Below are 20,161 nucleotides of genomic sequence, written 5' to 3'. Positions count from 1 at the left end.
GAGGGTCCATGAACACCGAGGAAATCGCGCGCATCGTTGCCGATCAGCGCGCCTATTTTAAGACGCATGCCACGTTTGATGTCGATGTTCGACGTCGCGCGCTCGTGAGTTTGCGCGATGCGGTACGGGCCCACGAGGCCGATATTGCCCATGCGCTCAAGACCGATTTGGGAAAGTCCCATGATGAGGCGTATATGTGCGAGATCGGCACGTCGCTTTCCGAGATTCGTCATCAGATCGCGCATGCGGCTCGATGGAGTCGTCCTCGCCTGCATCCGTGTGATCTCGCCAATGCCGTGAGCGTTTGCAAAACGCAAGCCGTGCCCTATGGCGTCACGCTCATCATGGCTCCGTGGAACTACCCGTTTTTGCTAACACTCGAGCCGCTCGCCGGCGCCCTTGCCGCGGGCAATACTGTGGTCATCAAGCCGAGCGCCTATGCTCCGGCATCGAGTGCGGTGCTCAGGCAAATCTGCGAAGAGGCATTTGATCCGCGCCTGGTGACGGTTGTCGAGGGCGGGCGCGCTGAGAACGAAGCGCTGCTCGACGAGTGCTGGGACAAGATCTTCTTTACCGGTAGCGTTCCGGTCGGTAAGCTCGTCATGGAGCGCGCAAGTAAAAACCTTACGCCCGTGACGCTTGAGCTGGGCGGCAAGAGTCCCTGCATCGTGGATGCGACGGCAAACTTGAAGGTCGCGGCGCGGCGTATCGCCTTTGGTAAATGGCTCAACGTGGGACAGACCTGTGTGGCGCCCGACTATCTGCTGGTCGATACGCGCGTGCACGACGAGCTGCTGGGCCTTATCAAGGAGGAGGTCCGTCGCATGTTTGGCGAGTACCCGCTCGACAACGAGGATTATGGGCATATCGTCAACGCCAAGCATTTTGCGCGCGTGCGTGGGCTGATCGATCCCGATAAGGTTGTGCTTGGAGGCACGGCGCGCGAGTCATCGCTCAAGATTGAGCCGACGATTTTGGACGGCGTGACCCCCGATGACGCCGTGATGCAGGAGGAGATTTTCGGCCCCATCTTGCCGGTGCTGACGTTTGAGAGCCTAGACGAGGCCGAGACGTTTATTACGGATCGTCCGACGCCGCTGGCCCTGTATATCTTTAGCCAGGATCGCGCGGTTCAGCAGCGCTTTGTGCGCTACGTGCCCTTTGGCGGCGGCTGCGTCAACGACACCATCATGCATCTGGCTACGAGCCATATGGGCTTTGGCGGCATGGGCGCGAGCGGTATGGGGCAGTACCATGGCCGGGAGAGCTTCGATACGTTTAGCCACAAGAAGAGCATCGTGAACAAGGCAACCTGGCTCGACGTGCCGTTTCGGTATGCGCCCTACGCAAGCTGGAAGCACAAATTCGTGCGCATGTTTGTGCATTAGGAAATGGCAGGTAATACGAACAAGTGTTCCTATTACCTGCCATTTACGTTAGACTACTGCTATGGGGTACGGATGGGCCAACTCCCTTTAGAAGGGAATTGGTATGAACGTAAGCGATGTTATTTCGTTATTGGCGTTGTTGATCGCGGCTATCGAACTCGGCCTGTTTATCGGCCGAATGAAATAGCCGTCCCCGCGTAAGCGAAGACGGCCACTTCTCACGATGAAAACGTGTATCGGAGTTGGCAAGACCCGCTGCCACGGGTGCCATCCGTGCCTCTATCTTATCTGCAAGCGCTCTGTCTCGCAAGCGTTGCGGCGAGCGATTGAAAGACGCGGGCAGGATGAATTTGTGTCCGCACGAGTTCGTAGACTTCTCAGTAAGGTTAAGCGTCGGTTTATCCGGCCGTTAGAGGAGTTGCTATGTACGAGCCTTCGCGTGTTCTTCTGTCGTTTCATATTGCGGGATTTCAGTATGCCGACGGTGCCTTGGTCCTGGGCGATCTTAAAGCGGGCGATAAGCTGACGCTGTGTGCCGAGCACGATAACCCCCATGATCCCGAGGCGGTTGCGATCTATTACGACAAGACCAAGCTCGGTTATGTTCCGGGAAACGAGGTCGGCCCGTTGTCCTTGATGATGTATTACGGACATGAGGGTGTATTTGAGGCGCGCGTGCAGCAAGTTGCCCCAGAGCACAGCCCGTGGCATCAGGTGCGTGTTGGACTCTACGTGGTGGATGCTCGCTAATCGGTAAGGGAGACTGCCATGTTTGATGACGACGACCAGTTCGATCTGACAGACGATCCGTTTGAGTGGGATATGCTACTCGATGATGATGAGTTGGAGCGGGATCGTAAGAAGCGGCAGGACAAGAACACCCAGGGTGGCGCTTCGAAAAAGCAAGACAAGAGCCGCCGCGGACTGTTCGGCGGGTTCTTTGGATAACCGCCGCATCGCTGCGTCTGTATACTTAGCACGAGTTGAACGCGTTGCGAAATGAGGACAGAGACGATGATGTGGTTTACCGCCGACCTGCACCTGGGCGATACGAATATCTTGCACGACATGGACCGGCCGTTTGGCTCGGTCGAGGAGATGAATCGCAAGGTCATCGATGCCATCAATGAGTGCGTGGCTGCGGATGACCGTCTCTATATTCTGGGTGACTTTACCTATCGTTTGCCCCTGGCGGAGGCGGTGCGCCTGCGCGAGCGTATCGAATGCCAGAACGTGACGCTCATCCGTGGTAACCATGACGGCGACTGGGAAGATTCCGACGCCCCGCAAATTTGGGAAGACGTGCGCGATTACCTGGAGATTGCTCCCGGCTATGCCAAGGGCCATCGTCTGGTTATGAGCCACTACCCCATGCTCAGCTGGAACGGCAAGGCACGTGGCGCCATTATGCTGCATGGGCATATCCACAGCAGGGGTGACCGCACCAACGCACGCAACCGCGATCGCGAGCGCCCGATCCTGCGCTATGACGTTGGCCTTGATGCCAACGACTACAGACCCGTAAGCCGCGATCAAATCCTGGGCTTCTTTGGACTGTAATGCTCGAACCACCACAAAGGGGACAGGCACCTTTGTGGTGGTTCTGGCGCCGTTGCCATTATGGCGGCGGCGCCTTTTTTGTCCGTGCGGCGCGGTAGAGTGTAGGCGGTTGAAATTTGCGTCCATCGAGGAGCTGCTATGAACGAGATCAAGTGCCCGCATTGCGGCGAAGTTTTTAAGGTCGATGCGTCCGGTTATGCGGATATCGTCAAACAAGTGCGCGATGCTGAGTTTTCGCGCGACCTGGATGAGCGTGTGAAGGCAGTCCAGCGCGAGGGCGAGCAGGCGCTGGAACTTGAGCGCTCGCGTTCGACGGCTGCCTTGCAAAAGGCAGAGTCTCAGCGCAATGCTCAGCTTGTCGAGCAGAAGAATGCTGCAGCTCAGCAGTTGGCACAAGAGGTTGCCAAGCGCGATGCCGAGCTTGCCGAGCTGCACGCCAAGCTCGAGGGCGCTGCCGCAGAGCGTGAGAGTGCAAGCCAGCGTGCAGCTGTTGAGGCCCGTGCGGATGCGCAGAAGGAAAACGCAGAGCTCCAGCGCGAGATTGACAATTTGCGTGCGCAGCTGGAGCGCAAAGATGACGAAGCTAAGCTTGCCGAGGCTTCGGCGCGCAATGCTGCTCAGAACGATTTGGCTGCACGCGATGCGCAGATTGCAGAATTGCAGGCAAAGCTCTCCGCGGCGGACAAGGCCCAGGAGATGGCGCTTGCCACCGCTGCGGCCGAGTCGCAGCGTGAGCTCGATGCCGCTCGCAGCGAGGCTGAGCGCACACTTGCCGACTATCAGGCGAAAGTACAAGAGAAGTTTTCCGCCGCAAAGGCTCAGTCCGAGCAAGAGGCCGAGGGCCTGCGTGCGCAGCTGCGCGAACAGGAGCTGACGGCCAAAATGAACCTATCGGAGGCGGTCGCCGCGGCAGAGCGTGAGCGTGACGAGGCACGTGCCAAACTGACGAGCGAGCTGGCGGTGCGCGATTCGCGCGAGGAACAGGCCAGAGCAGCACACGAGCTCGAGCTTGCGCAGGCCAAGCGCGTGAGCGACGAGTTGATTCGCTACAAGGACGAAGAGATTGAGCGCCTTAAGGACATGAAGGTCCGCCTGTCCACCAAGATGGTGGGCGAGTCGCTCGAGCAGCACTGCGAGACCGAGTTTAACCGTCTGCGCATGACGGCGTTTCCTAATGCGTACTTCGAGAAAGATAACGATGCGTCCGAGGGCACCAAGGGCGACTTTATCTTCCGCGAGTGCGATGCGAGCGGCAACGAGGTCATTTCGATTATGTTCGAGATGAAAAACGAGAACGATGAGACCGCGACCAAGCATAAAAACGAGGACTTCTTTAAGAAGCTCGATCACGATCGTCGCCAGAAAGGCTGCGAGTATGCGGTGCTCTGCACCCTGCTGGAGCCCGAGAGCGAGCTCTATAACGCGGGAATCGTGGACGTGAGTTACCGCTATGAGAAGATGTACGTGATCCGCCCGCAGTTCTTCATTCCCATGATCACGCTGCTGCGCAACGCCGCTATGGGCTCGCTGCGCTATAAGCAGGAGCTGGCGGAGTACAAGCAGCAGAATATCGACGTCACGAACTTCGAAGCCAAGATGGAAAAGTTCAAGAATGATTTCGGTCGCAACTACGAGATCGCGAGCCGCAAGTTCCAAACGGCGATCGATGAGATCGACAAGACGATTAGCCATCTGCAGAAAACCAAGGAGGCGTTGCTGTCTTCCGAGAACAACCTGCGCCTAGCCAACAAGAAGGCCGACGATCTTACCATTCGCAAGCTCACGTGGGGCAACAAGACCATGAAGGCGGCGTTTGACGAGGCGCGCGGGGCTGCGCCAGAGACAAACGATGAGCCCGCCGAAGCGGATTCGTATGAGGTCGAGGATGCCGAGTAGAGGATAGCGTATCGCGCAAAAAGCGGGGCCGCTGGCGATGTTGCCAGCGGCCCCGCTTCGTTTCGTTCCATTGCGCCCGGCTAGTCCTCGAGCAGGTCCTCGATAAAGCCGACACGGTAGTTCTTGAAGATGACCTCGCCGCCGTCTTGCGTGGCGTCCAGGTCGACATCGCCCATGATGCCAAAGTCGTGGTCGCCATCCTCGTCGGCAAAAATCTGGTGCACATGCCACACGCGCTGCGTCTTCTCGTCGCTCTCGTCGATGGAAAACATCGCGGAGCTGCGGGCATCTCCGTCGGTGAGAATTACCTCGTGTTGCTCGTGATAGGCGTCGAGCGCTTTTTGCCAGCGGATTTCGCTCATGCCCCAGTCTTCGTCGAGCTCGCCTAGGTCGCGCACGTGCCCGCGGGCGGCAAGGGTCACGCGGCGGAAGAGCGCGTTGCGCACCAGCAGCGTGCAGCCGCGGCGGTCCGCCACGACCTCGTCGATGCCCTGCGGCGGTGCGGCATCGAGGGCTGCCGGGTTGCCGGCGTTTTCCCACTCGTCCACCAGGCTCGAGTCCACCGAGCGCACCACAAAGCCCAGCCACGAGATAATGTCGCGCAGGCGCTCGTCGCGCTTCTCGATGGGCACGGTGCGGTCGAGCGAACGGTAAGCCTCTGCCAGGTAGCGCAGTAAAATGCCCTCGGAGCGGGCGATGCCGAGCTTTTGAATGTAACCCTTAAAATCGCTCGCGCTTTCCAGCATATCGCGCAGGACGCTCTTGGGAGAGAGCTGGTAGTCGTTTGCCCAGGGTACTTCCTGGCAGTACTTGTCAAAGGCGGCATCGAGCAAATCCTCGAGCGGCTTTTCGTACGTGACGTCTTGAATGCGCTCCAAGCGCTCCTCATATTCGATGCCGTCGGCCTTCATCTCGGCCATCGCGCGATCGCGTGCGGCGCGCTCCTGTGCGCGCAACACCTGCTTGGGATCCTCGAGCGTTGCCTCGACCATTGAGATTAGATCCATGGTATAGGTCTCGCTCTCGGGATCGAGCAACTCCAGCGCGGCAAGCAAAAACGGCGAGAGCGGCTGGTCGAGCGCAAAGTCCTCGGGCAGGTCGACCGTCAGCGCGTAGTCGATGTCCGGCGCGGCGTCAGCCGGTGCATCGGGTGCGGGCGGCACCTCGGTGCGCACGACGACGCCGGAGTCGATGAGCGTGGCGAAAATCTCGTCGGCACGAACCTCGAGCTTGGCCTTTTCCTCGGGGGTCTGCAGGCTTGTCTCGATGAGGTCGTGTACGCGGGCTCGGGCATCGCCGCCCTGCTCGACCACGCTAATCACCATGGAATGTGTGATGCGAAGGCGCGGCTTGAGCGTTTCGGGCTGCGTCTCGATCAGGCGCTCAAAGGTCTGCTTGTTCCAGGTGACAAAGCCCTCGGGGGCCTTTTTCTTTTTAATCTTACGGAGCTTTTTGGGGTCGTCGCCCGCTTTGGCCATAAGCTTGGCGTTTTCGATCTCGTGTTCGGGTGCCTCGGCGATGACCATGCCCTCGGTATCGAAGCCCGAGCGGCCGGCACGACCGGCAATCTGATGGAACTCGCGGGCGCGCAGACGACGCATCTTGTAGCCGTCGAACTTGGTGAGCGCGGTGAGTACCACGGTGTGGATGGGTACGTTGATGCCGACGCCGAGCGTATCGGTGCCGCAGATGACGGGCAGCAGGCCCTGCTGCGCCAGGCGCTCGACCAGTAGACGATAGCGCGGCAGCATACCGGCGTGGTGCACGCCGACGCCGCAGCCGAGCAAGCGCTTGAGGATCTTGCCGAAGGCCGTCGAGAAGCTCGTTCCCTTTGCCGCTTCTTTGATGGCTTCGCGCTGCTCCTTGCTGGCGATGCCAAAATTGGCGAGCGACTGTGCCGTCGCAAGGGCGGCATCCTGGCTAAAGTGCACGATATAGAGCGGGGCCTCGCCGCGGCGCATGGCGAGCTCGACCGTGCCCTCGAGGGAGGTCGTCACGTAGTCGTAGCTCAGCGGAACAGGACGCGGGGCGTCGACAACCAAGTCGCAAGCAGCGCCGGTGTGCTCCTCGAGTGAGGCGGCGATGGCAGTGACATCGCCGAGCGTGGCGCTCATGAGCATGAATTGCGTGTGAGGCAGGGTGAGCAGCGGCACCTGCCAGGCCCAACCGCGATCGGGGTCGGCAAAGTAGTGGAACTCGTCCATGGCGACGCAGCCAACATCGGCATCTTCGCCCTCGCGCAGCGCGTCGTTGGCAAGGATCTCTGCCGTGCAGCAGATGACGGGAGCCTTGGTGTTGATATGCGTGTCGCCGGTGATCATACCGACGTTATCGCGGCCGAGCACCTGCACAAGATCGAAAAACTTCTCACTGACCAGAGCCTTGATAGGAGCCGTGTAGTAGCAGCGCTTGCCCTGCGCCATGCCCATAAAGAGCATGCCCAGCGCGACAAGCGACTTGCCCGATCCGGTCGGTGTTCCCAAAATGACATGGTCACCGGCGGCTAGATCCATGAGGGCCTCTTCTTGGTGGTCCCACAGCTCAATGCCGCGGTCGCTCGTCCATTCAAAGAAACGTTCGAAGGCCTGATCGGGCGTGAGCCACGGTTCGGGCTCACTGCCATCCTCGGGCTCCCACCAGGTGGGGGAGAGCGTACCGAGCGAGCCGAACTCGGCTTCGGTTCCCGTGCCGCCCGAGAATGAGCTGGCGGCCCCGGCGCCGGAGACGGTGCCGGCGGCGGTATCTGTCGTGGTCTGTGCCATGTGGTTGCTTTCTCTCGCGATTGTCCGCCAACTATTATGGCGTAGCGTCGCATCGATGCGTTCGCAGGCAAGAAAATGCAGGAAATGGGCGTTCTGCCCAGCCGTTTGGTGCAGTTGCCAGCTAAGTGAGTAGACTTTTTGCAATATCGCGAGCACATGGTTTTTGCGCAAGGGCTCTATCTGCGGTTTTAGTTTTCGTTATGCGGGTTGTGCTTGGCTATTGCAAAAAAGTCTACTCACTTAGGTTTTGAGGGTCGTTCGCTGGCGCCTACTTGCGCTTGTTTGCCGACGCCGCGACCATAAGAAGCCCCTAGGACTCTTGCGGCAGACGCTTCTTGCCCTTGCGGGCGCGGTTTCTAAAGTTCTCGACGGCCTCTTCCATGCCCAGAGGTACATAGGTGAGCTCATCGAGGTTATCGGGCAGGTAGCAGGCAAGGCTTTGCTCCTGCGCTCGGCCTGCTACGAGTTGCTCTTCGGTAGGCTTCTCGCCGGGTGTGGCGCAAATGCCATAGACGGCGGCGCCCATCTCGCGCGTGCGGCACTCATACTCGGTCTCGGGATGCTCGGGATGGTCGCGGCGAACGTCGTCACTTGTCCAAAGTGTGTCGTAGCCTGCCGCGGCAAACTGCCCCAGGGCGTAGTCGCGCAATGGCTTGCTGTCGGTTCGCAGTGTGACGGTGGCGCCGGCTGCAAAGAGCGGGCGGTAGAGCATCAAATGCTCGACATGGACGAGTCGTTTTTTGGCGTACTTGGCCTTGGGCTGCGGCGTGGGAAAGTTGATGGTGATGGCATCGAGCTCGCCTGCGGCAAACAGCTGCGGCAGCGATGCAGCGCCTCGGGGCAGCACAAGCGCATTGGGCAGCTCCTGCTCGCAGATTTTCTGCGCGGCATAGGCGATGCAGATGGGCTCCTGGTCCATACCGATAAAGAGGGTGTTTGGCTCGCGGACTGCGCGCTCTACAAGGTACGTTCCCTTGCCACAGCCAAGATCCAGGTGAAGGTGCTCGAAGGGCTTGCTGCCAACTGGCGCACAAGCCTCGCGCCAATCTCCGGCATAAGCCTCGGGGTTCGTCTCGATCGCATCGGCGTAGCGCTCCAGGCGCTCCTCGAGCACAAAGTTCTTAGGCGTGCGAACGTGGACGGCTCCCATGAGGCTCCTTGGTCATAAGTATGGAACGCATAGCTACGCGTTCCGTCAATGGGTTGAAAAGGGCGGGCATAGATTGCCCGAAAGATGTGGTGCGGCTCGGCGGCGAGTCGTCGGTGCCTACAGGCGCTTGAGAATCACATAGCGGTTGAGCTCGCCGCTACGACCGTCGGCATGGAAGCGCTCAAGCTCGCGCACGGGGACCTCGCCGCTCTTGTAGAACGTACGGACGCCGCGCACCAGGTCGGTGATCTGCTGATCGTCAAAGTGATGGCAATAGCGGTAGGCGTGGCGGTCGTTTTGCCAGCCGATGAGGTGGTCGCCGGCTTCAAACTGTGCGGAATCGTAACCCTCAAACGGCGGGGTGAGCTCGGCGCGGGCTTCGGCGCGAACAGCCTTGCGCGCCATGCGCTCGTCGTTCATAAACTCCCAAAAGCTGATGGCGATGATGCCGCCCGGGCGCGTCTGGCGCACCAGGGCGTCGAGCACGCGTACACGGTACTCGCACGACGGCACATGGTGCATAAAGCCAAAGCAGACCGAGATGTCGGCGAGCGGGGCGTCGAAAAGCACGTCGGGCGTCTCGGCGGGGTTGAGCTTCATAAGGGCGTCGAGCACGTCGAGTTCCTGGAAGTGCAGGTTGGGAATGCGCAGCGCGTGGCCATGTGCATCGATGGCCAGGTCTTGGCACGAGTCGACACCATAGAACTCAAACGGGCAGCTGGCATCTGCCGAGGGGTTTGCGCCATCGACGCCCTTGGCGGCAAGTGCGCCGCCGGCGGCAAAGTTCTCGAATCGCATATTGCCACAGGCAAGATCGAAGACGCGGACGGGATGCTCGATCGTGGCGACGTCGAGCTGTTCGAGCGCGATATCCATGGTGCGTACCCAGCCGGGCCACGGGGCCTGGCGCGTATCGGAAAAGGAAGCGGAGTGCTCGCGATAGAACGTGTTGTTGAGCTGGATGAGCGATGAGGCGAAATCGCGGTTCACGGCGCGGAACTCCCTCCGTTGGCGGTGCGGAATAAACAGTACGACCATACTACCGTTAACGCCGCAACGGGGACAACCAAGCTACGGGTCATTGCTTTGTTTGGACACATTTCCGCAGCTCATATGCGCCCGCAACCGCCGGTTGTCAAAAATCTCACTAGAATAGGTGGCATGCTTTTGGCGGTGGCGGATAGATTTTTAACTGTGCAAGGCGCCTTAAGAACAAAAGCGGTCCGGCGGTACGGCTGGCATCACATAGGAGGAACCATGAATGTAGAAACTGCGCAGCGGCTCGCCGACCTTCGCCGCAGCAAAGGCTTTAGTCAAGAAGGGCTGGCACGAAAGCTGGGACTGTCGCGCCAGGCGGTCAGTAAATGGGAGCGCGCGGAGAGCTCGCCCGATACCGAGAACCTGATCTCGCTCGCCAAACTCTATGGTGTGAGCCTGGACGAGCTGCTCAATCCGAGCGACGAGATCGAGGACGATATCGAGTTTGAGAACGAGGACCGCGCTCGTCAGCGCGAGGCCGAGGCGGCAGAGCGCGCACGCACCCATGAGGCGGCGGCACGAGCTACCGAGGCGGCAACACAGGCGAGTGACGCCGCCGCCAAGGCGGCGCAAGCGGCAAGCTGGAGTGCACAGGCCGCTAATGCCGCTACGGCGCAGGCGACGAGTGGCACCGCGGTTGGCTCGACTCCGGTGAAGGGCCCGTTCCAGTCGTTCCCGTATTGGGCTGTGTGCTGGCTGCTGTTCTTTTTGCTGATGTTCCTGTTTGGTGCCGGCCCCTTTGCCGCGCTGATCTTCTTTACGATCCCCATCTATCACTGGGTGGCGCGTGCGCTCGATGGCGATTGGGCGCGCGGGGATATCCAGGTTGGTCCGGCGCCGGCGGTCGCTAGGACTAAGGGGGAGGACGTTTCCACAGCGGTTGACGCTGACACGGCTGCCGCGACCACCGCTGAGTCGAGTGCCAAAGAGGGTGATGAATGATGAAGCTCTCGCATGAGTCTAAGAGGCGCTTGGGCATTGGCATCGGAGCGTTTGTGCTCATCATCGGGCTTGTTTTTGGCATTTCGCGGACTTTGATTCATTTTGATGGCCCGTGGGATCTCGACGATGTTGTATCCGGCTTGTCTGGTATGGGCGATGCGTTCGACGAGGACGATTCCTTGAATAGCGGTAACTATTCCGCTCGGCCTCAACAGCTTTCGAGCGAAACGTTTGATGCCGACGCGTTCACATCCCTTGACTTGGATGTGACGTCGGGTACGGTTGAGGTCAAGTGCGTTTCCGACGGGCCGGTACGTGTCATCGAGAGTGGCCGCGTCGCAAAAGGAGTAGCTGCTTACGATGCGGCAACCCAAAATCTGGCCGAGGTCAAGGGCTCTACGCTCAAGCTCCGCCAGTTCGGTTGCGATGACGAGCGCGCCCATGACCGTAAGGTCACCATTGAACTGCCGCGTGAGCTTGCCGATAACATGATGGGCATTACGGCAAATGTGGGGTTGGGAGACCTGACGGTCGCGGACATTGCGTGCCACGACTTTGATTTGACGTTGGATTCGGGAGACGTCGCGTTTGCGGGCACCGTGACCGACACTCTGAATGCCGAGGTCGGTTTGGGCGATGCGACGTTCGAGCTCTACCAGGCCCCCGCGAAGTCGATGGACGTGAGCGTGGACTCGGGCGATGTGGAGATGACGGTTCCGAATTCTACGGGCTTTAAGGCGAGCCTTACTGTGGGCAGCGGCGACTTCGAGAGCGATTTCCTTCCGCTTGGCTACGATGGCGAGACCATTTTGAATCTTGAATTCGATAACGGTGATAAGTCTGCCACGTATCGTTTTAAGGTCGGTTCGGGCGACATGTCGTTTGATCCGGAGTGACATGCGGTTTTCGGAGATTGGTACATATAGGCATGCTCTTTGATGGAGGCGCCGGGGCCGTGGTCGGCTTCGGCGCCTTTGCCTTTACAATGGGGGCATGGAACAGATTATCTTGAACATACTCGAGGCTCTGCGTCGCGGCGAGACCGTGGACGACAAAGCGCTCGTCAAACTGATACATGCCGAGGCGCGCCGCGAGGGTGCCGACAAGCGCGATTTGGCCAAGCGTCGCCTGCTGCCGTTTTACCAGCGGGTGAAACGCGAGGAGCCGGCTCGTTGGACGGCATGGAATGTCGACGCCGAGCTAGAGCGTCAACTGCTGCAGGTGCTACGCATGAAGCCTCGTCGCACGGCTTCGGGCGTGGCGACCATTACCGTCATCACCAAGCCCTGGCCCTGTTCGGGCGATTGCCTGTTTTGCCCCAACGACCTGCGCATGCCCAAAAGCTATCTGCATGCTGAGCCAGCGTGCGCCCGTGCGGAGCAAAACTGCTTCGATCCGTATCTGCAGGTGAGCGCCCGTTTGACGGCGCTTTCGCAGATGGGACATGCGACCGATAAGATCGAGCTCATTGTGCTTGGCGGTACCTGGAGCGACTATCCGGAAGGCTATCAGACATGGTTTATGTCGGAGCTCTTCCGTGCGCTCAATGACGATGCCGTCGCCGGCGTGGCGGCCAACCCCATGTTGGCGCGTCCGGGCATCAGCCGTGCCGAGGCAGGGCGCCTGCTCGATGACGCTCCCGCCGATGCGCTGCCGCCGGTGGTAGCGGAGCGTCGCGAGCGCTATCGGGCCGCCGGCATTGCGACAGACGAGGCCGAGCTCGCTGCCGGCGTTGCCGACGAGCAGGGGCGTGTGGATGCTGCCGTGGGCGGCTATAACCGCGCGGTGCGTCGTCTATACGGCCCTGGCACGCCGTGGGGCGAGGTCGCCGAGTGGCAGACAGCAACGATGGAGGAGCTTGAGCGCCAGCAGCGCATCAACGAGACGGCGAAGCATCGCGTGGTGGGGCTCGTTATCGAGACGCGCCCCGATGCCGTAACGCCGCAGGCCCTCACACTTATCCGCCGCCTGGGCTGCACCAAGATCCAGATGGGCATCCAGAGCCTCGACCAGCACCTGCTCGATATCAACGAGCGCCACATTTCGGTGGCTCAGGTCGAGCGGGCGTTTTCGTTTGCGCGCCTGTTTGGCTTTAAGATCCACGCGCATTTTATGCTCAACTTGCTTGGCGCTACGCCGGAGGGGGACAAGCGCGACTACGAGCACTTTGTGACCGAGGGCGCCTTTATGCCCGACGAGGTCAAGGTCTACCCGTGCGCGCTCATCGAGGGCTCGCGCCTGGTGGGCTGCTACGAGCGCGGCGAGTGGCGCCCCTATACCGAGGAAGAACTGCTCGATGTGCTGGCCGATGACATCGTGGTGACGCCGGCGTTCTGCCGCATCAGCCGCATGATTCGCGACTTTAGTTCCGATGACATCATGGTGGGCAACAAGAAGCCCAACCTGCGTCAGCTCGTCGAGAACCGCCTGGCTGCTCGGGGTGACGGTGCGACGGTGCGTGAGATCCGCTATCGCGAGATCAGCACGGCGGGCGCCGACCTGGGCGAGTTGACCCTTGACGAGGGCGTGGCGTACGAGACGCCGGTGACGCACGAGCGCTTTTTGCAGTGGGTGACGCCGCAGGGCAAAATCGCGGGTTTTTTGCGCCTGTCGCTGCCCGATCGCGCGTTTGTTGCCGCGCATGCGGACGAGTTGCCGACGGCGCCGGACGAGGCGATGATTCGCGAGGTGCACGTGTACGGCATGGCGGCGCGCATGGGAGATCAAGGCCAGGCGGCTCAGCATCATGGACTGGGGCGGTCGCTGGTGGAGCATGCGTGCCAGATGGCGCGGGACGCGGGCTATGCGCGCATCAACGTGATCAGCGCGATCGGCACGCGTGAGTACTATCGTCATTTGGGTTTTTACGACCATGGACTCTATCTGCAAAAGGAGCTCTAGATGAACAAGCCGAGTGTTTCTGCTGGTGTCGTTGCCGGCGTTGCCCTGGGAGCCGCGGCACTTGGTGCGGCCGCCGTCGCTGTTCGCGCTGCCTGTCTGCAGGTCGCGAGGACCCGCAATGGGCTGGCGCGTGTAAAGCGCGTGCACGATGAGGGCGGCGACGAAGTTCGCGTATTGGTTCAAGGCGGCGTCTACCAAAGCGCGAGTTACGTTGGCGAGCGCTGGGCGGAGCCCGTCTTTGTGTACTATCGCGCGTTTGACGACGTGTTTGAGGCCGAGGATGCGATGCGCGACGCTTATGGTCACGGTATCAGCCGTATGCTTATGCTAGGTGGCGGCGGGTTTGCCTATCCCAAATATGCGCTGGTGTCGCACGAGGGCTTGCGTATGGACGTTATCGAGTATGACGGAGAGATAACGCGCTTGGCGCGCCGTTGGTTCTACCTGGACGAGCTGGAGCGCGCGGTGGGCGACCGCCTGCGGGTGATTACCGCCGAGGCTCGCTCGTATCTGGGTGTGACGAGCGTGGGTCATCGTCGCTACGACGTGGTCGTGAGCGATTGCTTTGGCGGTGCCGAGCCCGTTCGCGAGCTGGCGACCGTTGAGGCGCTGCGCCTGGTGCGGGGCAGCCTGAACCCCGGGGGTATCTACGTGGCCAATATCGTGAGCGCAAACGAGGGGAGCGATGTGACGTTCCTTCGCGACTGCGCTGCCACGGCGCTCGAGGTATTCGTCCACGCCTGGGTGGTCCCATGCGGCGATGCGAAGTTCGGCGGCGAGGAAAACTACCTGCTCATCGCCAGCGACGGCGACTACGCCTTTGCCGAAGCCGTGCCCTTCGACACCGACTTCCTCGGCACCGTCCTTCACGACAAGTAAGTCTCCCCGTCCCAAAAAAGACTGGTCTTAGGCGTGGTCGCGCCAGCCGAGAACGCGCTGCTTCATACCCTCGATGTCGAGCACGCCTTCGGCAAACCCCTTGCGCACGAGCTCTTCGGGAACAAACTCGTCGTAGCGGTCAAAGTAAGGCACCTCGCCAGGATAGACGAGCTCGATGGGATCGAAGTCCTTCTCGGCCTCGTCGGCGAGCACCTCAAAGAACGTCTCCTCGTCGGCCTTCATCTTAAACTGCATAAAGTACGGGCGTGACGGATCGAGCCCGCGAAGGCCCAGCTCCGCGGCACATTTAATCTTGAGCATGCGCTCGAGCGCCAAAAAGGCGTAGCTGCCCAACCAGGGGAAGAGCACCCAGGTATCGCCGCCCAGGTTGATGAGCGGTTTAGTTCCCGCGCCCGAAATCTCGGCCGTATGACGAGCCTGCGCCAAGCGGGCCCGTGCGTTACCCATAAGGTACGGATATGTCGCGTGCTCGTTGAGCGCCTTGCGCATGCGCTCGAGCACATGCGTGTTAATGTCGCCGGGGCAGTCGCCAAAGTAGGCCGGCACCCGGCCCTTGACCTGCGTGGCAAAGACAGTGTGGCGCTTCCAGTCCACTTCCTCGACAATCCAGCAGTGTCCGGCGATGGCGATGCGCTCACCGGGCGGGGGCGGATTAACGATCGTGCCCAGCTCGGCCGATTCGCTCCGGACGGTAAACTCCTCGTTTTCCTGGAACACGGCGTAGAACTTAAAGTTGTTGATGATGCGCTCGCCCGCGAGACCCACGATGAGCCCGCCACCTTCGGTGACCTGGATATGGTCGATCTTAATGAGGTGACGCAGCAATACGCGATAGTCATCGGCCGAGATGCGATGGAAATAGCTGAGTGTGAGCACGCGCTGGGCAAGCTCTGCCGGCGTGAGCTCGCCGGTGCTGGCAAGTGTCGACATAGTCTGGTGGTAGAGCAGACTGTAAGGGAGTCGATCGAGCTCGGGCGGCTCGACCCACTTTTCCTCGCGATAGAGTTGTACGAGCGCGATGCCCTGCAGGAGCTTCCACGGAATGGTCTCGGGCATCATCGTGCGCGGCTCGGGCTCTTCCTCGCGCATGACAAACCACATCTCGGGCGGAAGATCGCGGCGTCCCGTGCGGCCCATTCGCTGCAACAAAGAGCTGACGGTAAACGGCGCGTCGATCTGAAACGCACGCTCCAGACGGCCGATATCGATACCGAGCTCCAGCGTAGAGGTGGTGACGGTCGTTTGTGCCTGTTCCTCGTCGCGCATGAGCTCTTCTGCCGTCTCGCGCAGCGATGCCGAAAGATTGCCGTGGTGGATGAGAAAGCGGTCGGGCTCGTGCCGGCTCTCACAGTAGCAACGCAGCATGGAGCATACGGCCTCTGCCTCTTCGCGCGAGTTGGCAAAGACCAGGCACTTGCGGCCGCGGGTGTGTTCGAAGATGTAGCCCATGCCGGGGTCGGCGTTGTCTGGTGCTGTGTCGGTGGGGCTGAGAAGCGCCTGCTCGGTCGCTCGCGGGATGTCGACTTCGCCCTCGGGGGCCGAGGAAGTTTGGCGGTCCTTGGGAGTGGCCTTGCCCCGTGCCCGCTCACGACGTTGACGGCGCTCCTCTTGTGTGAGCTGTCCGCTGTGACGCATGTCTTGGGCGCCGGCGGGCAGTGCCGCGGATGCCGCCGCCTCGATGCGCTCGCACGCAAGCACTTCGGCCTCTTGAGGACCTGTGCCCATGAATCCCCGTTGCTGTGCCTGGGGGCCCGAGTTGTAGAAGTGCTCCATGGAGATGCGCCACACGCGGCGCGGCTCTTCAAAGCGTGGGATAACGCAGTCGCGCCCCGTTCCCTGTGAGAGAAAGGCACCCGTGCGCTCGGGGTCGCCGATGGTGGCCGAAAGGCCAATGCGTCGAGGTTGCACGCCGGCCATGCGCGAGAGTCGCTCGATAAGGCAGAGCGTCTGCCCGCCACGGTCGCCGCGCATGAGCGAGTGGACCTCATCGATGACCACATAGCGCAGGTCGCAAAACATGCGCGGGATCGCCATGTGCTTATGGATTAAGAGCGCCTCGAGTGACTCGGGCGTAATCTGCAAGATGCCGTTCGGTTTTTTGATGAGCTTAGCCTTGTGCGACTGCGAGACATCGCCATGCCAGTGCCAGACAGGGATATCGGCCTCTTCGCACAGGTCATTGAGACGGACGAACTGATCATTGATGAGTGCCTTGAGGGGGCCAATGTAGAGGGCACCAACGCTTGCGGGCGGGTTCTCCCAAAACTCGGTCAGGATGGGAAAGAAGGCCGCTTCGGTTTTGCCGGAAGCTGTGGATGCCGTTAGGAGCACATTGTCTTGTGTGTTAAAGATGGCGTCTGCCGCCGCAACCTGGATAGAGCGCAGGCTCTCCCAATCGTGGGAGTAGATGAAATCCTGGATAAACGGGGCATATCGGTCAAAAGCGTTCATGGGACCTCCTCTCATCAACGGGCTGATCAACGCAACGGGCAACGGCTCGATATCTTGCAACATCGGCGTTTGCCATGATAAAACCTGCCAAAATAAACCTGTCCCTTTTTGGCAGGTTAGATGGTGAATTCGGCGAAGTTGCGGTCGTCGTCTGCGGTGCCGGTGTCATCTGTTGCGGCTGCCGGCGCCAGCGCGTCGCCACCAACGCTTTGCAGCAGCTCGGCTACGTTGGCGTCGGGGTTCTGACACAGGATATCGAGCAGCTCGATAAAGTCGCGGATGACCTCGCGGGGCGTCAGATGCGTGTCGGCCCCCACGCGGCCAAACTCAATTTTGAGGAAGTCCACCAAGTCGTTCTCGGTAAGCGTGGGCGTCCAGCCAAAGTAGCCGGCATGAATCTGCATGAGCTTTTCGATGAGCACCAGCAGCTCCTCGTAGGTGAGCGGCTGCAGTCGGATGATGGGCGCGAGCATGTCTTTGAGATCATCACGCGCAAAACGGCCCTGAGCGAGACGGCTCCGAAGGGCCTCGTAGGAAAAGACGCCGCGGCGGCGGTCCTCGATAGAGGTCGGCGTGCCGCCCATGATCATGCCCAAGTACTGCGCCTTGCCCTGCAGCGTGTCGTTGTACATCGTTAGGATTTTCTCGTAGTTGTACTGTCGCGTGATGGCGTTGGGAATCTTGTACAGATTTACGAGCTCGTCGATGAGCACCAGCATGCCCTTGTAACCGCTGCAGACCAAAAAACGTGCGATGAGCTTAACGTAGTCGTACCAGTCGTCGTCGCTGATGATGGTCGAGGAGCCTAGTTCGGCGCGTGCCTCACTCTTGGTGCGGTACTCGCCGCGAATCCATTTGGTCACGCGGCTCATGGCGTCTTCGTCACCCTCCGAGACGGCCGTGCGGTAGCGGCGGAGCACGCGGGTGAAGTCGAAGCCGTGGACCATCTCTTCGAGTGGAGCGAGTTGGGCATTAACGGCAGACTCGTCGGCGTCGGCACACGAGGCGACCCAGCGATCCAGGATAAGGTTGAGCGCGCCGCCCTCGGGGCGCGTCTTGGTCGATATGTTGCGGATGAGCTCGCGATAGGTGGCGAGGCCCTGGCCCTGGCCGCCCTGTAGGCGGCGCTCAGGGGAAAGGTCGGCATCGGCGACCACAAAGCCCTCGCCCATGGCATGCGTTCGGATGGTCTGGAGCAAAAAGCTCTTGCCGGCGCCGTAGCGACCGACTAGGAAACGGAAGCTTGCGCCGCCATCGGCGATGAGGCTTAGGTCGGTGAGCAGGGCGCGGATTTCGACCTCTCGCCCCACGGTGATATAGGGAAGGCCAATGCGCGGGACAACGCCGCCCTTGAGCGAGTTGAGAATGACGGCGGCGACGCGCTTGGGCACACGGGGTGCTGCGGGTGCGGTATCACTCATGGTCTAAGTATCCTCTCACGTCTGCTTCGTAGTCCTCGATAATTTGCGGCCTTGCCGCGCTAAATTCAATTACGGTGTCGCCCACCAGGTCAAAGAGCGCCTCGTTGATGGTATCGACGAGCATGTCCTCGCTCTTGCCCGACTGTGCCACCGCCGATGCCGTCTGCGCTGCGTTTTGCTCAAGGAGTGCTCGAAGATAGGCGTCTGCGGCGGGATCGAGTGCGGACGCGGTGTCTGCGGGCGTGGGCGTTGGTGCGAGGAGCGGGGCTACGACGCCAAACTGCTCGGTGGAGATGATCGGCTCGCTAGCCTCGTCCTGCTGCGTGGTCGTCGCGACTGGTTCGGCAATCGTGTCGGCCATGGGCTCGGCTTCCCGTCGTTCGGCAACTGCCACCTCGACATCCACAAGCGTGCCGTCCTCGCGCTCCTCGTCGATCAAAAGCGCCTCGCGCGTTTGTGCGGCGGCGCTCCGAATGTGCCCCAGCTGGCTCAGGTCGATATCGATCTTGATGGGCTGATGTGCAGCATCCCATGAAAGCCATGCTGTGATCTCTTCATCGATAATCTTAGCCAGGTATTTGGGGACCCTCTCTTCCTTAAGGGGATGGCCGGGATCCAGTGCCAAGCGCAGACGCTGATCACAAGCGCGCATTATCTCACCGAGCTTGCTACTTTTTTGTCTGCTGCCGTGGATGCGCATACATTCCCAAAAGCCATTTTGGCAGCGGTAGATGTGAATGGGGTCCAGGCGATATTCGCAGTCCTCGTGGCGCTCGGGCGCAAAGAACACGGCCGAGGCAAACATGGTGTAGGGCATGGCCGTCTCCTCCCCAAACAAGCTCGCTACGATGCCGGTCTTTCGGTGCGTGTCATAGTAGCGCGCCATACGGACATACACGGCGCATGCCACGTGGCGCAGGTCGCGATGGTGGGAACGGTCGAGCCGTGAGTTATTCAGGTTGTACGTCGAGAGCGCGTCGATGGCAGCCATGAGCCGCTCCTCATGCGCCTCATCGGGCGGAAGGGGAAGCGTGGGCTCGGAGGTCTTGCGACGTTTGGGGGACAGGGCCGACGGCGCCGGCGCGGGTGCAAGGTCTCGCGCTGCGCGGCGCAGCTCGATGAGGGCGTTGTCGAATGCGACGGTTTTAGAGTCGCGAAGCAGCTTGGGGTCGAGCTCATGGAACACGGCGTAGTCCTGCAGCCATACGCGTGCGAACCGGTCGATGCCGGGTTCAAAGGCGCGATAGGCATCCCAAAATGCCTTGATCTTGTCATAGCCGTCGCGCGGATTGTCGACGCCAATGCCGCAGATCAATTCGTAGAGATACAGAAAAGCAAACGAGGTCGATGTCTCCTCGATATTGCCGCGGCGCACTTGGGCACGCCAGGTAAAGTAGCCGCGCAACTGTCGATCGCTCATGGCATTGTAGGTGGGAAAGTACGACTTAAAGGTGCCGTTGTAGGGACAATCGTCCTCGAAGTCGGCCATCAGCAGGCCTTGGCGGTAAAAGAGCTCCGCCTCCGATAGCCAACGCCCCGCGCCGCCTTTGGGATCATCTTGCCAGCGTGATATCTCGCGCATCTTGCGGTACTGGTCGGGGAGGAAGTTCTGCATCTGACGACCGGTCTTGAGAATCGGCTCGTCAGCATAGATTTCGTTTGAGAAGCGGGCGGACTGATGGGTCCGGGCCTCGGCCATAATGCGCTCGATGAGCATCTTGACGTCCTGGTCGGCCACCGCTTCTCCTCTCC

General features: G+C 60.6%; 15 protein-coding genes. 9 read left to right on the top strand and 6 right to left on the bottom strand.

Annotated elements, in window-relative coordinates; genetic code table 11:
- The first annotated feature begins 8 nt into the window (after positions 1–8).
- The 5 genes from AAAX32_RS01860 to AAAX32_RS01840 all read left to right on the top strand — a co-directional run bounded on the left by AAAX32_RS01860 (position 9) and on the right by AAAX32_RS01840 (position 4,844).
- Entirely contained in the window at positions 9–1,388 is a 1,380-nt protein-coding gene (locus AAAX32_RS01860) for an aldehyde dehydrogenase (RefSeq protein ID WP_349099766.1), read from the top strand.
- A 423-nt stretch (positions 1,389–1,811) separates the two neighbouring features.
- Positions 1,812–2,138 carry an HIRAN domain-containing protein gene (locus AAAX32_RS01855; RefSeq protein WP_349099765.1) on the top strand — a complete coding sequence of 109 codons (327 nt, stop codon included), beginning with the start codon at positions 1,812–1,814 and terminating at the stop codon, positions 2,136–2,138.
- Positions 2,139–2,156: 18 nt separating this feature from the next.
- Complete coding sequence (locus AAAX32_RS01850) at positions 2,157–2,336, top strand: hypothetical protein (protein WP_349099764.1); 180 nt, start codon at positions 2,157–2,159, stop codon at positions 2,334–2,336.
- A 51-nt stretch (positions 2,337–2,387) separates the two neighbouring features.
- Positions 2,388–2,948, top strand: a complete 561-nt coding sequence (locus tag AAAX32_RS01845; RefSeq protein WP_349099763.1) for a metallophosphoesterase — start codon at positions 2,388–2,390, stop codon at positions 2,946–2,948.
- A gap of 138 nt (positions 2,949–3,086) precedes the next feature.
- The gene (locus AAAX32_RS01840; RefSeq protein ID WP_349099762.1) at positions 3,087–4,844 is read left to right on the top strand and encodes a DUF2130 domain-containing protein; all 1,758 of its coding nucleotides are present in this window, start codon (positions 3,087–3,089) and stop codon (positions 4,842–4,844) included.
- An 80-nt stretch (positions 4,845–4,924) separates the two neighbouring features.
- Here the strand turns inward: AAAX32_RS01840 and AAAX32_RS01835 are convergent, their stop codons facing one another.
- The 3 genes from AAAX32_RS01835 to AAAX32_RS01825 form a co-directional block, all read right to left on the bottom strand.
- Positions 4,925–7,606, bottom strand: a complete 2,682-nt coding sequence (locus AAAX32_RS01835; protein ID WP_349099761.1) for a DUF3516 domain-containing protein — start codon at positions 7,604–7,606, stop codon at positions 4,925–4,927.
- Positions 7,607–7,916: 310 nt separating this feature from the next.
- Positions 7,917–8,756 (bottom strand): methyltransferase, encoded by an 840-nt coding sequence (locus AAAX32_RS01830; protein WP_349099760.1) that lies wholly within the window; start codon positions 8,754–8,756, stop codon positions 7,917–7,919.
- 117 nt (positions 8,757–8,873) lie between these two features.
- On the bottom strand, positions 8,874–9,746 hold the full coding sequence (locus AAAX32_RS01825; protein WP_022094355.1) for a hypothetical protein: 873 nt from the start codon (positions 9,744–9,746) through the stop codon (positions 8,874–8,876).
- A gap of 267 nt (positions 9,747–10,013) precedes the next feature.
- On the opposite strand from AAAX32_RS01825, the gene AAAX32_RS01820 reads away from it, so the two are divergent.
- The 4 genes from AAAX32_RS01820 to AAAX32_RS01805 all read left to right on the top strand — a co-directional run bounded on the left by AAAX32_RS01820 (position 10,014) and on the right by AAAX32_RS01805 (position 14,516).
- On the top strand, positions 10,014–10,736 hold the full coding sequence (locus tag AAAX32_RS01820; protein ID WP_349099759.1) for a helix-turn-helix transcriptional regulator: 723 nt from the start codon (positions 10,014–10,016) through the stop codon (positions 10,734–10,736).
- Positions 10,733–11,632 (top strand): DUF4097 family beta strand repeat-containing protein, encoded by a 900-nt coding sequence (locus AAAX32_RS01815; RefSeq protein ID WP_349099758.1) that lies wholly within the window; start codon positions 10,733–10,735, stop codon positions 11,630–11,632. The genes AAAX32_RS01820 and AAAX32_RS01815 overlap by 4 nt, the downstream gene beginning before the upstream one ends.
- Positions 11,633–11,729: 97 nt before the next feature.
- A complete protein-coding gene (locus AAAX32_RS01810; protein ID WP_349099757.1) occupies positions 11,730–13,637 on the top strand; it encodes a tRNA uridine(34) 5-carboxymethylaminomethyl modification radical SAM/GNAT enzyme Elp3 in 1,908 nt (635 codons plus the stop codon).
- Complete coding sequence (locus tag AAAX32_RS01805; RefSeq protein ID WP_349099756.1) at positions 13,638–14,516, top strand: fused MFS/spermidine synthase; 879 nt, start codon at positions 13,638–13,640, stop codon at positions 14,514–14,516.
- A 27-nt stretch (positions 14,517–14,543) separates the two neighbouring features.
- Here the strand turns inward: AAAX32_RS01805 and AAAX32_RS01800 are convergent, their stop codons facing one another.
- The 3 genes from AAAX32_RS01800 to AAAX32_RS01790 form a co-directional block, all read right to left on the bottom strand.
- Positions 14,544–16,988 (bottom strand): DEAD/DEAH box helicase, encoded by a 2,445-nt coding sequence (locus tag AAAX32_RS01800; protein ID WP_349099755.1) that lies wholly within the window; start codon positions 16,986–16,988, stop codon positions 14,544–14,546.
- A 116-nt stretch (positions 16,989–17,104) separates the two neighbouring features.
- Complete coding sequence (locus AAAX32_RS01795) at positions 17,105–18,409, bottom strand: ATP-binding protein (RefSeq protein ID WP_349099754.1); 1,305 nt, start codon at positions 18,407–18,409, stop codon at positions 17,105–17,107.
- Positions 18,402–20,147 (bottom strand): TerB N-terminal domain-containing protein, encoded by a 1,746-nt coding sequence (locus tag AAAX32_RS01790; protein WP_349099753.1) that lies wholly within the window; start codon positions 20,145–20,147, stop codon positions 18,402–18,404. The genes AAAX32_RS01795 and AAAX32_RS01790 overlap by 8 nt, the downstream gene beginning before the upstream one ends.
- Between the last annotated feature and the right edge of the window lie 14 nt (positions 20,148–20,161).

Origin of the sequence: Collinsella sp. CLA-ER-H3 (assembly GCF_040092425.1) — a bacterium.
Lineage (GTDB): Bacteria > Actinomycetota > Coriobacteriia > Coriobacteriales > Coriobacteriaceae > Collinsella.
Note: the sequence above shows the minus strand (reverse complement) of the source record. Positions and strands in the feature narration are given on the sequence as shown.